Raw genomic sequence first — 12,816 nt, 5'->3', positions numbered from 1 at the left:
AAGTTCGTCACCGCGACACAAAGATCCAATCATCAGCCGGGTGTCACGATGACCACAGAGCAAAGCGCCGGATCACCGAACATAGTGGTTCTCTTCAGCGGTCACATGATCGATGCGCCAGATCGAAAAACGCCACGCTTCCCGCCGGACAAGGAGCCGGTTGCGGCCGCTGCGATCGCCGACGCGCTTGCGAAGATCGGTGCGGCCAAGGGCGATCTCGCCATTTGCGGCGGCGCCTGCGGCGGCGATCTGCTGTTTGCGGAGGCCGCGCTCGCGCGGGGCATGCGGGTTGAAATCTACATTCCGTTCGACGAGCCGACGTTCCTTGCCGGGTCGGTCGATTTCGCCGGCGGCGATTGGCGCGCGCGCTATCTCGCGGCGAAATCGCAGGCGACGCTCCACGTCATGCCGGACGAGCTCGGTCCGCTGCCCGCCGGCGAAAATGCCTACGAGCGTGACAATCAATGGATGCTGGAGCGGGCCGCCCGGTTCGGCGACAAGAAGCTCGCCTTCGTCTGCTTGTGGAACGGCGAAGGCGGCGATGGCCCCGGCGGCGCCAAGCACCTGATGGATGAGGCCGGGCGCAGGACGACGTGGGTTTACTGGCTGGATACGAAAAAATTATGGGACTAGGAGATTTCAAGAATGCCGTCGTGTTTCATGATCATGCCTTACGGTCGCAAGCCGACCCAGGCCGAATCCGGTCGTGGGCCGGCCGAAATCGACTTCAACGCGCTTTGGGATCGTGCCTACGTTCCGGCCATCAAGGCGCTGGGCTATGAGCCGGTACGCGCCGATCAGGACACCAGTGCGTTGATCGTCAGCGAAATGCTGGAGCGGATCTACTTCGCCGATCTCGTGCTGGCCGACATGACGATTCCGAACGGGAATGTGTACTACGAAGTCGGCATTCGTCACGCATCGCAAAAGACGGGTTGCGTGTTGCTTGCGGCCGACTGGTCCAAGCAGTTGTTCGATGTCGTGCAGTTGCGGACCGTTCGCTACCCGCTCCCGGAAGGGGAGATCACGCCAGAAACCGCCGCCGCGATGCAGGCCGCGATCAAGGAGCCGATCAAGGCGCTTGCCGCGGGGATTTCGCCGATGCACCAGTCGATACCGGGTTATCCCGACAAGGTTGACCCACGCAAGGCAATAACGATGCGCGGGCAGCTCGCAGAGCAAGCCGCGTTTCAGACCAAGATACGCGCGGTGCGCGCAGCCGCGGAGAAAGATCGCATGAAGCGTGCTGCGGAGTTGATTGCCGCGGAGGGCAATCCGCCGGCGACCTATGCGAAGGCGCTCGCGTTGTTGTTGCTGCTGCGCGACTGCGTCGACAGCAAGGCCGATTGGAGCTTGGTGCTCGATTACATATGCAAGCTGCCTGATCTCTTCGCCAATGAGCCGGAAGTGCAGGAGAATCGTGCGTTCGCGCTTGCTCAAGTCGGCAACCCCACCGACGCCATCGCCGAGATTCAAACACTGATTGATTTTGCGGGGCCAACCCCGGAGCGTCTTGGCCTGATGGGAGGCCGCTATAAACGCCTCGCAGACGATGCCTCGGACGAGGACGATCGCCGACAGCGGCGCGACCAGGCAATCGACTGCTATGAACGAGGAATGCGGCTTGATTTCAATGCTTACTACTGCTCGAGCAATCTGCCTCGGCTCTATCGTGCCCGCGCGGAGAAGGGCGATGAGGATCTTGCACAAGATACTGTCCGATTTGCGATCGCTGCTTGCGAGCGCGCGAGGTCGCTGAAGCTCGCTGACGAATGGCTGCGCCCGACCCTGCTTGCTGCGGCCTTCGATCTCGGTGAGCCGGACAAGGCCGAGGAGTTGGCGGTGCAGGTGATTGCCGAGGGGCAAGCGAAGTGGAAAGTGAGCAGTGTTCTTCGCGACCTCCAGGTCAGCCTCCAGTATGTCAACGACGAGGCAAAGCGCGCGCGGCTGTCCGCCGTCATCGACAAGATCAAGGGGCCACCCTCGCGCGCTCTGCCGGCATCTGCCTCAGCCGAGCCACATCGATAGCTCGACGTCTCCGCCGAACGGCACCGACACGTAACCGCTCTCCGGCGAGCGCACCCGCGCCAGATGGTCGGGGCTGTAATCGGCGTTGTCGGCGACGACGTAGGCGTCCGGCTTCAGGCGGCTCTCGACGAGATCGAGGATGTCGGGATAGAGCGCCTTGGCGCCGTCGAGCAGCACCAGATCGATCGCATCGGTCGGATGTGATCAGCCGGCCGTCGCCATCGTCGCGGCCTTCATGCGCGAGGCATTGCCGCAAACCTCCGACGCGATCCGCGCGATGGCCGGCGATCTGATCAAGACGACGCTGAGCACGGTGGGCCAGAATTTCTCGGAGAGCCCGCGAACGCGCGCGGAGATCAAGGCCTATGCCGACGCCATGGCTGACATGTTCTGCGCCTATCTGAGCAGCCAGGTAAGGCGCTGAGATGCGCCGTCTAGAGATAGCGCTTGGCGGCCAGCAGGAAGCCGAGAACGCCGCCGGTCACAGCGAAAACCGTCACGCCATTGCAGAAGCTGACGTAAGCGGCCGACCAACAGGAAGCAGTCGTGGAGACTGGCGCGGCTTTTTTCGATTTCTGAGGCAAGCTGGTGCATTCCTGAAAAAGCGCCGCCACCTGGTCAACTCAGGTGACGGCGCCCGTCTGAGGGCTTCAGGCGAAACCCCGCTTGAGCGTAAGCCGCGATGATGAACGGTTCGTATACCGCTCGGCGTCGCACGCTCGGATGTCAGCGCTGAAGCGAAGTTCCCTGAAGCGCGATGAGATTGGGTCGAATCGTCATCGCGCTTTGGCTCTTTGTTCGAGCATGATCTTTTCGGAAAACCGCTTCCCACTTTTCCGGATCATGCTCTAGAACTGGGCGTAGGCGTTGCGGAACGCGATGGCGCCGGCGAGCGAACGCGGCCGCGTGCGCACGGCGTGTCCGTCATTCCCGCTCTGCACGATCCACTGGCCGTTCTCTTGACCCACGATCTTGCCGACGTGGTGGCGCCAGACGACGATCGCGCCGACCGAAGGGCCGCCGGCATTGGTGCCGTATCGCGCCCAGGATCGCGCCAGATTGTATTGCGGACCCGGGTCGCTGCCGACCTGCGTGCGCATGAACCAGCCGCACCACGCCGCCGGGCGACCGGAATGTCCGTGTGCGTAATGTCGATGGTTATGATGACGGCCGCGGGCTTCGGCAGCGGATGAAGCAAAGGCCAGGAGCACGGCGACAGCCGCGAGAGTTTTACGCATTACAAAGTCCTCTTGTTGTTGGCAGACCATCCGTGTTGTGGGGGAGGCGCAGCGATGATCTGCGATTTGGTTGCGAAGCGACCGCAGCGGCCGGACGACGCAAAACAGAGGCGGGACATGGCCCGCCCGGGCCTTTAAGAAACGGGCTATGGCCAAAATATGACGGCAAATTCCGTCTGGCGGCCGAGATCTTGCCGAAGGCGTCGGATGCGGGCCGTGCGACGGCGGCCATGATCTGCGCCCGTCTCAGCCGTCGCGTGCGGGGCTGAGTCCGTCAACGCAACCTGCGCGGCACGTAGCAATGCGTGACCGCATTGTCTGGCTTCCCATGCCAATCTTGCGGAGCATCTCAGCCAAAAGCTGCACGCTTACGCGTCTGTGTATTGACGGCTCGCGAGCTTCGGGACGACACTGATGCCAACAAGCAATGAGCTCGTAGGCATCTGGTTGAAGTTCCCGGAGAGGACGCCATGTCGAAGCGAAGCAACTCGCGCCGCGATGGCGCGCCCGATTCCAGCCGCCGCAATTTCCTGAAAGGTGCAACGATCGCCGGCGCGGCAGCGCTGGGCACCCCGGCTGCGGCCAACACCGCGATGTCAGCGTTTCCGGAGCCGCGACCCAAAGCGGCGCCGCCCGGCGCGAAGCTCGCGGCTGCGGATGCGATGCCGCCGCCGGCAGATCCGGTCAATCAGACCTCGAGCGGCGGCGACTTCATGGTCGACGTGCTCAAGACGCTCGACATCGAGTATCTCGCGATGAACTGCGCGTCGAGCTTCCGCGGCCTGCACGAGGCGGTCATCAATCATGGCGGCAACAAGAAGCCCGAGATCATCACCTGCCCGCATGAAGAGATCGCGGTGCATATGGGCCAGGGCTACGCCAAGATGGAAGGCAAGCCGCTCGCCATGATCTGCCATGGCGTGGTCGGGCTGCAGCACGCGTCGATGGCGATGTACAACGCCTGGTGTGATCGCGTCCCCGTCATTGTGATGGGCGGCAACATCATGGAAGCCGACAAGCGCGCGCCGGGCGCCGAATGGCCGCATTCGGCGATCGACCCCGCGGCGCTCACGCGCGACTTCGTCAAGTGGGACGATCAGCCGGCCTCGCTGCAGCACTTCGCTGAATCGGCAATGCGCGCCTACAAGATCTCGACCACGCCGCCGATGGCGCCGGTGATGCTGTCGCTCGACCAGGAGCTGCAGGAAAATCCGATCGAGAATCGCGACCGCCTCCGGATCCCGAAATTCACCCCGGCGACCCCGCCGCAGGGCGACGACGCGGCGCTGGCCCAGCTCGCGAAGATGCTCGTGGCGGCAGAAAATCCAGTGATCCTGTGCGACCGGATGGCGCGCACGCCGGCCGGCATGCCGCGGCTGGTGGAGCTTGCCGAAACCCTGCAATGCGCCGTGATCGACAATTACGGCCGAATGAATTTTCCCTCGCGCCATCCGCTGAACCAGTCGTTCCGCCGCTCGATCCTGTCGCAGGCCGATCTGATCCTGGCGATGGAGGTCAACGACATCTGGGGCTCGCTCAGCGATTTCCACGATCGCATCGTGCGCAGCTCGGAGCCGCGCTACAAGAAGACCGCCAAGATCGTCACGCTCGGCACCCGCGGCCTCTACATGAAGGCCAACTACCAGGATTTCGGCCGCTACCAGGAGGTCGATCTCGACATATCAGGTGATGCCGAAGCGAGCCTGCCGGTGCTGACCGAGCAGGTGAAGCGGCTGGTCGACGAGGGTCGCAAGACCGTGTTCGACGCGCGCGGCAAGAAGCTCGCGGCAGCCAAGCTCGCCACCGTCGAGCAGGCCAAGCTCGACGCCACGATCGGCTGGGATGCGAGCCCGATCACCACGGCGCGGCTGTGCGCCGAGCTCTACAGCCAGATCAAGGACGAGGACTGGTCGCTGGTCGGCACCTCGATCGGCCTCGCATGGCCGCATCGCTTATGGAATTTCACCAAGCCGCATCAATGGAACGGCGTCGCCGGCGGCGGCGGTGTCGGCTACACCTTGCCGGCATCGCTCGGGGCCGCGCTCGCCAACAAGCGGCACGGACGCTTGACGGTTGCGATCGGCGGCGACGGCGACTTCATGTTCGTGCCGTCGACGCTGTGGACCGCCGCGCATCACCAGATCCCGATGCTCTACATCGTGCACAACAACCGCGCTTATCATCAGGAATACATGTATCTGCAGGCGATGGCGGCACGCCTCAGCCGCGGCATCACCAACGCCGATATCGGCACCACGATCAAGGATCCGTTCGTCGACTATGCCACCCTCGCCAAGGGCTTCGGCGTCTATGGCGAGGGGCCGATCCGCGATCCGGATGCGCTGGCGCCCGCGCTGAAGCGCGCGATCGCGATGGTCAAGAGCGGCCAGCCGGCGCTGCTCGACGTCGTGATGGATCAGCGGTGAAGCGGGGGTGGCAGTTATGACCATCAGTCGAACGCTGAAGCGCCTTGCAGCCGTCGCGGCGATCGCGGGAGCTCTCGTTGCCGGCGTCGTCACATCGCGCGCCGAGGACGCGCCGGCCGGCGATCCCGTCAACGGCAAGCGGCTCTATCTTGCCGACGGCTGCTTCGAATGCCACGGCCGCGCCGGGCAGGGCGGCCGCTTCAACTATCTGACGCCGGCGCTGGCGCAGATCGCGCTGCCGGTGGAATCCTTCATCGCCTTCCTGCGCGAGGCGCCGAACGACATGCCGTCATTCTCGGCCGACGTGCTGTCGGACAAGGATGCCGCCGACATCCACGCCTATCTCAGCTCGCTGCCGGGACCGAAGGCGGCCAAGGACATTCCGCCGAACCTGAACCAGTGAGGGATCTCCGCCCCGCACGGTGGCAGCTCATTTCATGTGTTCAAGTTCCGGCGTACGCCGCTCGGGCGCTTAGCTAGACGGCTGTCTCGTATCCGATGTCGAAATCGGAAGCGGCATATCCGCCGCGCATCGCGACATTCTCGCGCGACACTTCGATCAGGATGATCTTGACGTCGTTAGCCGGGACACCGAAGCTTTGCAGCCTGTCCACGATGGCCTTGTAGAGCGTGCGTTTGGTCGCGATGGCTCGGCCGGGAAACATCGTGATCTCGATATGGGTGAAGCGTTCGCTCGCCCAATCCGGAATCGCGAAGTTCTCGTGTGCATGCTGCACGAGCCGAAGAATCTTGTCGTGTAGTGGCGTTCTGAGTGTTGTGCTGATCGCGTCCTGAATGGCGGACAGGAACTGGTCGCTTCGGCCGGCGAGCCAGCCTTCCCTTGTCTCGACGAGAACGTCAGGCATGTTGGTCCCCTTTTGGGCTGCAAGCCGATTGCCGAAGTTCGAGCAAGCGTATGGGACGCGGCGGCGTTCACAATTCGGATGTTCCGATGCCGCGCTTCGATCGTGCCGAAGTTCGCCTGCGATCGCGTTCTCGTCATTTTGGTGAGGTCGCGCGTAACCGCGTCGGACGCCAGCCGGGGTCTTCATCTCCACGCTGAACGTTCAGTAAAATGCCAAACTAAACATCAAGCCGAGCCGGCCCTGGTGTTTTTCGCCATCCGGCATTGCTGCATTGCGGTGGTTCGTGCAGGCATTTATGGCGATCTGTCCATCATCGTTTCTCGTCAGAAACCGGCTTGACGGGTTCCGGAATTTAGTAATACGTTTAGTATTACAAGAACGATAAACATCACGCATCGAGCCGATGTGTGGGAGGAGCCCAGCCCATCCGGACCGCAATGTCCGGATGCGTTTCGTCTCGCTCTCCATCATCGCTCATCAACTCGGTTTCGGAGTGTCGGCGTCAATCCGGCAGGATGCGCCGAGCGGGTCAGGTGCTTCAACGATAGGGAGGAAATGGATTATGCGAACATTGGGATGGTTGCGTAGTACGGCGGCGTCCGCGGTCGTTGCGGTCGCTGCACTCGGCGTTCTCGGCGGCGGGCAAGCCGCGGCGCAAGGCAAGCAGCTCACGCTGTGCTGGGCGGCGTGGGATCCGGCCAACGCGCTGGTCGAGCTCGGCAAGGACTTCACCAAGCAATCCGGCATCGAGATGAAATACGAGTTCGTCCCCTGGACGAGCTACGCCGATCGCTTCCTCAACGAGCTCAACTCCCACGGCAAGCTCTGCGACCTGATCATCGGCGACAGCCAGTGGATCGGCGGCGCCGCCGAGAACAAGTGGTACGTCAAGCTCAACGACTTCTTCGACAAGGAGAAGATCTCGATGGACGACTTCGTCCCGGCGACCGTCGTCGGCTATTCGCAATGGCCGAAGAACACGCCGAACTACTGGGCGCTGCCGGCCATGGCCGACGCGGTGGGCTGGACCTATCGCAAGGACTGGTTCTCGCGACCCGAGATTCAATCCGCGTTCAAGGCCAAGTACGGCCGCGACCTGGCGCCGCCGAAGACCTATGACGAGCTGAAGCAGGTCGCCGAGTTCTTCCAGGGCCGCGAGATCGACGGCAAGAAAGTCTACGGCGCCTACATCTTCACCGAGCGCGGCTCGGAAGGCATCACGATGGGCGTGACCAACGTGCTGTACAATTACGGCTTCGCCTACGACAATCCGAAGAAGCCGTACCAGATGCAGGGCATCGTCAATTCCGCCGACGCGGCCAAGGGGCTCGAGTTCTACAAGGAGCTCTACAAGTGCTGCACGGCGCCCGGCATGACCAACGCCTACATGCAGGAAGGCCTCGATGCCTTCAAGTCCGGCCAGGTCGCGATGCAGATGAACTGGTTCGCGTTCTTCCCCGGCCTCTACAAGGATCCGAATGTCGGCGGCGACAAGATCGGCTTCTTCGTCAATCCGGCCGGCCCGAAGGGGCATTTCACCCAGCTCGGCGGCCAGGGCATCTCGGTGGTGGCAACCTCCGACCACAAGGACGACGCGCTTGCCTACATCAAGTGGTTCGCGCAGCCCGCCGTGCAGCAGAAATGGTGGCAGATCGGCGGCTATTCGGCGTTGAAGGCGGTGGTCGACGCGCCCGAGTTCCCGAAGAGCGCGGCGTTCGCGCCGCAATTCCTGGAGTCGATGGGCATCGTCAAGGACTTCTGGGCCGAGCCGTCCTACGCGCAGCTGCTGCTCGACATGCAGAAGCGGGTGCATGACTACGTCGTTGCCGACAAGGGCACGGCGCAGCAGGCGCTGGATCTCCTGGTCAAGGACTGGACCAAGGTCTTCAAGGAGCAGGGCAAGGAAGTCGCCTCGCAATAGAAGCCCACACTCCACCTGAACCGGCTTCCTCGAGGGCCGCCCCCGGGGAAGCCGAACCAGCCCAGCCGATGGACACGATGACGACGATCTCGCAACCCGATCATGCTACGATGCCAGGCGTGAGCACGCCTGTTAAATCCCGCGACGCCCGGCGCGTCCGCGGCCTGTCTGACCGGGCCATTGCTTGGCTGTTCGTCGCGCCGACGATCGCGCTGCTGCTCGCGATCAACATCTTTCCGCTGATCTGGATGATCCGGCTGTCCTTCACCAACCTCAACCTCAGTATGTCCTATCTGCCGCTGCGGTTCGTTGGTCTCGACAATTTCAGGGACATCCTCACCGACGAGGATGTCTGGTTCCGGCTGCAGACCACGGCGCAGTTCGTGATCTCGTCGGTGGCGTTGCAGGTGGTCGTAGGCTTCGGTCTTGCGCTGCTGATCAACCGGCAGTTTCGCGGCCACAGCTTCTGGACCACGATCATCCTGCTGCCGATGATGCTGTCGCCGGCGGTGGTCGGCAATTTCTGGACGCTGCTGTTGCAGCCGCAGATCGGGCCGTTCAATTATCTGATCAGCCTGTTCACGGGTGTGCCGCCGAGCTCGTTCAGCATGACCGGGCAGGTGTCGCTCGCGCCGTGGACCATCGTGCTGGTCGATACCTGGATGTGGGCGCCCTACGTCATGCTGATCTGCCTCGCCGGGCTGCGCTCGATCCCCGATTACATCTACGAGGCGGCGGAGGTCGACCGTGCCTCGGCCTGGCGGCAGTTCTGGTCGATCACGCTGCCGATGACGGTGCCGTTCCTGATGCTTGCGGTGCTGTTCCGCGCCATCGAGAACTTCAAGATGTTCGACATGGTCAATCTCCTGACCTCCGGCGGGCCGGGCTCGACCACCGAATTGGTGTCGATCTCGCTGAAGCGCGCGGCGTTCGAGAAGTGGCGCACCGGCTATTCCTCGGCGCTCGCCATCATCCTGTTCGTGACCGTGTTCGGTGCCGCCAACATCTACGTCAAGACGCTCAACAAGGTGAAGCAACGATGACCGCTGCCGCCACCAGATCCACCGCACATTCGATCGTCGAAGCCTCGCCGCGGACCAAGGCGTTCGCCGGCGGCCTCGTCATCCTCTACGCCGTGATCACGATCCTGCCGCTGCTGTGGATCGTCGCCACCGCGTTCAAGTCGCAGAGCGATGCGATCGCCTATCCGCCCAAGGTGATCTTCGAGCCGACCCTCGAAGGCTATGTCAACCTGTTCACGGTGCGGACGCGCCAGACGCCGGACTTCATCGCCAAGCTGCCGCCGCCCGAGACATGGTACGACCAGCTGGTGCGCAAGCGGGACATGGTGATCGCAGGTCCCTCGAAGGTCGTGCCGCGCTTCGTTAACTCGCTGATCATCGGTTTCGGCTCGACCTTCCTTGCGGTCTTCCTCGGAACGCTCGCGGCCTATGCGTTCTCGCGCTTCCGCATTCCGCTGGCCGACGATCTGCTGTTCTTCATCCTGTCGACGCGCATGATGCCGCCGGTCGCGGTGGCGATCCCGATCTATCTGATGTACCGGCAGCTCAACCTGACCGACACGCGGCTCGGCATGATCCTGCTCTACACCGCCGTGAACGTCTCGCTTGCGGTCTGGCTGCTCAAGGGCTTCATCGACGAGATCCCGCGCGAGTATGAGGAGGCGGCGCTGGTCGACGGCTATACGCGGCTGCAGGCGCTGCGCAAGGTGGTGTTGCCGCAGGCCGTCACCGGGATAGCGGCGACCGCGATCTTCTGCCTGATCTTCTCCTGGAACGAGTATGCCTTCGCGGTGCTGCTGACCAGCGGCGAGGCGCAGACCATGCCGCCGTTCATCCCCTTCATCATCGGCGAGGGCGGGCAGGACTGGCCGGCGGTTGCCGCCGCGACCACGCTTTTCGTCGTCCCGATCGTCATGTTCACCGTGCTGCTCCGCAAGCATCTGCTGCGCGGCATCACCTTCGGAGCGGTGCGCAAATGAGCGGCGCTGTGGCCACCAAGAGTGGAGTATCTCGCTGGTTTCGTCGCGGGCCGTGGGAGGCCGTCGCGATGACCTTGATCGGTGGCGGCATCATCATGCTGGTGCAGCCGTGGTCGATCGATCTCTACAGCTACTCCTTCGCGACGATCCTGGCCGGCACGGTCGGCTTCGTCATCGTCAGCCATTTTCCGGAATAGGGCCATGGCACAGATCCGCATCGAGAACCTGCGCAAGTCGTTCGATCAGTTCACTGCGGTGGAAGGCTCGACCTTCACGATCGACGACGGCACGTTCTTCGCGATGCTCGGGCCCTCCGGCTGCGGCAAGACCACCACCTTGCGCATGATCGCCGGCCTCGAGCTGCCGACCGAAGGCAAGATCCTGCTCGACGGCGAGGACGTCACGTTCCACCGCGCCGCAGCCCGCGATATCGCCTTCGTGTTCCAGCTGTTCGCGCTCTACCCGCACATGAATGTCGGGGAGAACATCGGCTTCCCGCTGAAGTGCCAGGGCATGGCGAGGCGCGAGATCCGCGAGCGGGTGCAGGAGACCGCGCGGATGCTGCGGATCGAGCATCTGCTGTCGAGCAAGACCTCGAAACTCTCCGGCGGCGACCGGCAGCGCGTCGCGCTCGGCCGCGCGATGGTGCGGCGGCCGAAGGCGTTCCTGATGGACGAACCGCTCGGCGCGCTCGACGCCGAGTTCCGCCATCTGATGTGCGGCGAGCTGCGCGACCTGCACGATCGCATCAAGGCGACCACCGTCTATGTCACGCATGACCAGCTCGAGGCGATGTCGATGGCCGACCAGATCGCCGTCATGAACAAGGGACGGGTCGAGCAGATCGGCACGCCGCAGGAGGTCTACGACCGGCCGGCGAGCATGTTCGTCGCCGATTTCATCGGCTCGCCGCCGATGAACTTCCTGCGCTTCGAGGGCGGCCTGCAATCCGGCGATCGCGCCGTCAGCTTTCATGACACGAGGCTCGCGGTGCCGGAGATCCGCGAGGATCGCGCCAGCGCACCATTGGCGCTCGGCGTCCGTCCGGAGCATATCCGCTTCGCCGACGCTGGCGCCGTGCGCGGCGAGGTGTTCGGCGCGGAATATCTCGGCACCACCCAGATCGTCACCGTCGACACCGCCTATGGCCGGGTCGCGGCGCGGCTGCCCTCCAGCGCATCGGTGCGGATCGGCGAGACCATCGGTCTTGAATTCAACGCCGAGCGGCTGGCGCTGTTCGACATCGGCAGCGGCCTTGCGATCAAGACCGCCAGCAAGGAGAGCCCGCGCCATGGCTGACGTCACCCTGCGCAACGTCACCAAGCGCTTCGGCGCGGTGGAAGCGGTCCGCGACCTCTCGCTGACGGTGAGCGACGGCGAGTTCCTGGTGCTGCTCGGACCGAGCGGCGCCGGCAAGACCACGACGCTGCGGCTGATCACCGGGCTCGAAAGCCCGGATGCGGGCTCCGTGATGATCGACGGGCGCGACGTGACGCACGATCCGCCGGGCTCGCGGGACATCGCCTTCGTGTTCCAACAATACTCGCTGTATCCGCATCTCACAGTCTACGACAATCTGGCGTTTCCACTGCGTTCTCCGGCGCGGCGGGTGGCGGAGCCGATCATCCGCAAGCGCGTCGAGCAGACCGCGGAGCTATTGCATATCGCAAGCAAGCTGAACAACCGCGCCACCCGGCTGTCCGGTGGCGAGATGCAGCGGGTGGCGATCGGCCGCGCCCTGGTGCGCGATCCCTCGATCTATCTGATGGATGAGCCGCTGTCCTCGCTCGACGCAAAACTCCGCAGCGAACTTCGGCTCGAACTCAAGCGGATCCAGATCGAGCTCGGCGCGACTATTCTTTATGTCACCCACGATCAGGTCGAGGCGATGACGATGGCCTCACGCATCGGCGTGATCAAAGACGGCCAGTTGCTTCAGCTCGGCACGCCCCGCGAGATCTACGAAAGCCCGTCCAGCAGCTACGTCGCCTCGCGGCTCGGCACGCCGCAGATCAACTTCCTGCCGGCGCGACTGCTCTCCGATGTGGCGATGCCGCAGGGAACCGAGACGGTCGGCATTCGCACCGAGCATCTTCAGCTCGCCGCGCGCAATGGCGGGCGGATGGTCGCCCGCGTGCATCGGGTCGAGCACCTCGGCGAGCAGAATCATATTCATCTGGACTATAAGGGCGAGACGCTGGTGACGCTGGCGGATCCGCATCAGCCGCTGCAGGCCGGCCAGGAGGTCGATTTGCAGCTGGTGCATCCGTTGTGTTTCGACCGTGCGGGGCAGCGGATTGCCGCGGCGGTTCATTAGAGGGGCGAGAGGATCGAA

Annotated in this window: 13 protein-coding genes and 2 pseudogenes; 11 read left to right on the top strand and 4 right to left on the bottom strand. The window is 63.5% G+C overall.

Features of this window, described 5'->3' with window-relative positions:
* The first annotated feature begins 105 nt into the window (after positions 1-105).
* On the top strand, positions 106-633 hold the full coding sequence (locus tag ACTUWL_RS11405; RefSeq protein ID WP_021076430.1) for a hypothetical protein: 528 nt from the start codon (positions 106-108) through the stop codon (positions 631-633).
* A gap of 12 nt (positions 634-645) precedes the next feature.
* Entirely contained in the window at positions 646-2,028 is a 1,383-nt protein-coding gene (locus tag ACTUWL_RS11400) for a TRAFs-binding domain-containing protein (protein WP_021076431.1), read from the top strand.
* Here ACTUWL_RS11400 and ACTUWL_RS11395 read toward each other — a convergent pair.
* Positions 2,008-2,220: pseudogene (locus ACTUWL_RS11395) on the bottom strand (O-methyltransferase); the annotation flags it as partial. The gene ACTUWL_RS11400 and the pseudogene ACTUWL_RS11395 overlap by 21 nt on opposite strands.
* 28 nt (positions 2,221-2,248) lie before the next feature.
* Between ACTUWL_RS11395 and ACTUWL_RS11390 the strand changes: the two are divergent.
* Positions 2,249-2,452: pseudogene (locus tag ACTUWL_RS11390) on the top strand (TetR/AcrR family transcriptional regulator); the annotation flags it as partial.
* Between the two features lie 10 nt (positions 2,453-2,462).
* On the opposite strand, the gene ACTUWL_RS11385 reads toward ACTUWL_RS11390, so the two are convergent.
* Positions 2,463-2,642: a hypothetical protein gene (locus ACTUWL_RS11385; protein ID WP_035649761.1), complete on the bottom strand. Its 180-nt coding sequence runs from the start codon at positions 2,640-2,642 to the stop codon at positions 2,463-2,465.
* Positions 2,643-2,876: 234 nt separating this feature from the next.
* Complete coding sequence (locus ACTUWL_RS11380) at positions 2,877-3,128, bottom strand: hypothetical protein (RefSeq protein WP_035649763.1); 252 nt, start codon at positions 3,126-3,128, stop codon at positions 2,877-2,879.
* 608 nt (positions 3,129-3,736) lie between these two features.
* Between ACTUWL_RS11380 and ACTUWL_RS11375 the strand changes: the two genes are divergently transcribed.
* On the top strand, positions 3,737-5,692 hold the full coding sequence (locus ACTUWL_RS11375) for a thiamine pyrophosphate-binding protein (protein ID WP_021076435.1): 1,956 nt from the start codon (positions 3,737-3,739) through the stop codon (positions 5,690-5,692).
* 16 nt (positions 5,693-5,708) lie between these two features.
* Positions 5,709-6,095, top strand: a complete 387-nt coding sequence (locus tag ACTUWL_RS11370) for a c-type cytochrome (RefSeq protein ID WP_021076436.1) — start codon at positions 5,709-5,711, stop codon at positions 6,093-6,095.
* Positions 6,096-6,168: 73 nt separating this feature from the next.
* Here ACTUWL_RS11370 and ACTUWL_RS11365 read toward each other — a convergent pair whose 3' ends face one another.
* Positions 6,169-6,744, bottom strand: coding sequence for a tautomerase family protein (locus tag ACTUWL_RS11365; RefSeq protein WP_106940175.1), 576 nt, complete (start codon positions 6,742-6,744; stop codon positions 6,169-6,171).
* A 376-nt stretch (positions 6,745-7,120) separates the two neighbouring features.
* Here ACTUWL_RS11365 and ACTUWL_RS11360 point away from each other — a divergent pair, with 376 nt between their 5' ends.
* The 6 genes from ACTUWL_RS11360 (at position 7,121) to ACTUWL_RS11335 (ending at position 12,798) form a co-directional block, all read left to right on the top strand.
* Positions 7,121-8,479 (top strand): ABC transporter substrate-binding protein, encoded by a 1,359-nt coding sequence (locus tag ACTUWL_RS11360; protein ID WP_021076438.1) that lies wholly within the window; start codon positions 7,121-7,123, stop codon positions 8,477-8,479.
* Between the two features lie 110 nt (positions 8,480-8,589).
* The gene (locus ACTUWL_RS11355) at positions 8,590-9,522 is read left to right on the top strand and encodes a carbohydrate ABC transporter permease (protein WP_021076439.1); all 933 of its coding nucleotides are present in this window, start codon (positions 8,590-8,592) and stop codon (positions 9,520-9,522) included.
* Positions 9,519-10,481: a carbohydrate ABC transporter permease gene (locus ACTUWL_RS11350; RefSeq protein ID WP_021076440.1), complete on the top strand. Its 963-nt coding sequence runs from the start codon at positions 9,519-9,521 to the stop codon at positions 10,479-10,481. Before ACTUWL_RS11355 ends, ACTUWL_RS11350 begins: the two co-directional genes overlap by 4 nt.
* A complete protein-coding gene (locus ACTUWL_RS11345; RefSeq protein ID WP_021076441.1) occupies positions 10,478-10,678 on the top strand; it encodes a hypothetical protein in 201 nt (66 codons plus the stop codon). The genes ACTUWL_RS11350 and ACTUWL_RS11345 overlap by 4 nt, the downstream gene beginning before the upstream one ends.
* 4 nt (positions 10,679-10,682) lie before the next feature.
* Positions 10,683-11,780: an ABC transporter ATP-binding protein gene (locus ACTUWL_RS11340; RefSeq protein WP_021076442.1), complete on the top strand. Its 1,098-nt coding sequence runs from the start codon at positions 10,683-10,685 to the stop codon at positions 11,778-11,780.
* Entirely contained in the window at positions 11,773-12,798 is a 1,026-nt protein-coding gene (locus ACTUWL_RS11335; RefSeq protein WP_021076443.1) for an ABC transporter ATP-binding protein, read from the top strand. The genes ACTUWL_RS11340 and ACTUWL_RS11335 overlap by 8 nt, the downstream gene beginning before the upstream one ends.
* Positions 12,799-12,816: the final 18 nt, after the last annotated feature.

The sequence above is a fragment of the Bradyrhizobium sp. WCU1 genome (genome assembly GCF_053474805.1).
The sequence above is the reverse complement of the archived record's forward strand: the minus strand, read 5'-3'. Positions and strand labels throughout refer to the sequence as shown.

Excerpts from the sequence above, each read along its gene's own strand:
- ACTUWL_RS11355 (WP_021076439.1), top strand. The coding sequence starts at position 8,590 with ATGCCAGGCGTGAGCACGCCTGTTAAATCCCGCGACGCCCGGCGCGTC.
- ACTUWL_RS11340 (WP_021076442.1), top strand. The coding sequence starts at position 10,683 with ATGGCACAGATCCGCATCGAGAACCTGCGCAAGTCGTTCGATCAGTTC.
- ACTUWL_RS11400 (WP_021076431.1), top strand. The coding sequence starts at position 646 with ATGCCGTCGTGTTTCATGATCATGCCTTACGGTCGCAAGCCGACCCAG.
- ACTUWL_RS11375 (WP_021076435.1), top strand. The coding sequence starts at position 3,737 with ATGTCGAAGCGAAGCAACTCGCGCCGCGATGGCGCGCCCGATTCCAGC.
- ACTUWL_RS11335 (WP_021076443.1), top strand. The coding sequence starts at position 11,773 with ATGGCTGACGTCACCCTGCGCAACGTCACCAAGCGCTTCGGCGCGGTG.
- ACTUWL_RS11350 (WP_021076440.1), top strand. The coding sequence starts at position 9,519 with ATGACCGCTGCCGCCACCAGATCCACCGCACATTCGATCGTCGAAGCC.
- ACTUWL_RS11380 (WP_035649763.1), bottom strand. The coding sequence starts at position 3,128 with ATGCGCACGCAGGTCGGCAGCGACCCGGGTCCGCAATACAATCTGGCG.
- ACTUWL_RS11405 (WP_021076430.1), top strand. The coding sequence starts at position 106 with ATGATCGATGCGCCAGATCGAAAAACGCCACGCTTCCCGCCGGACAAG.
- ACTUWL_RS11370 (WP_021076436.1), top strand. The coding sequence starts at position 5,709 with ATGACCATCAGTCGAACGCTGAAGCGCCTTGCAGCCGTCGCGGCGATC.
- ACTUWL_RS11360 (WP_021076438.1), top strand. The coding sequence starts at position 7,121 with ATGCGAACATTGGGATGGTTGCGTAGTACGGCGGCGTCCGCGGTCGTT.
- ACTUWL_RS11345 (WP_021076441.1), top strand. The coding sequence starts at position 10,478 with ATGAGCGGCGCTGTGGCCACCAAGAGTGGAGTATCTCGCTGGTTTCGT.
- ACTUWL_RS11365 (WP_106940175.1), bottom strand. The coding sequence starts at position 6,744 with ATGAAGACCCCGGCTGGCGTCCGACGCGGTTACGCGCGACCTCACCAA.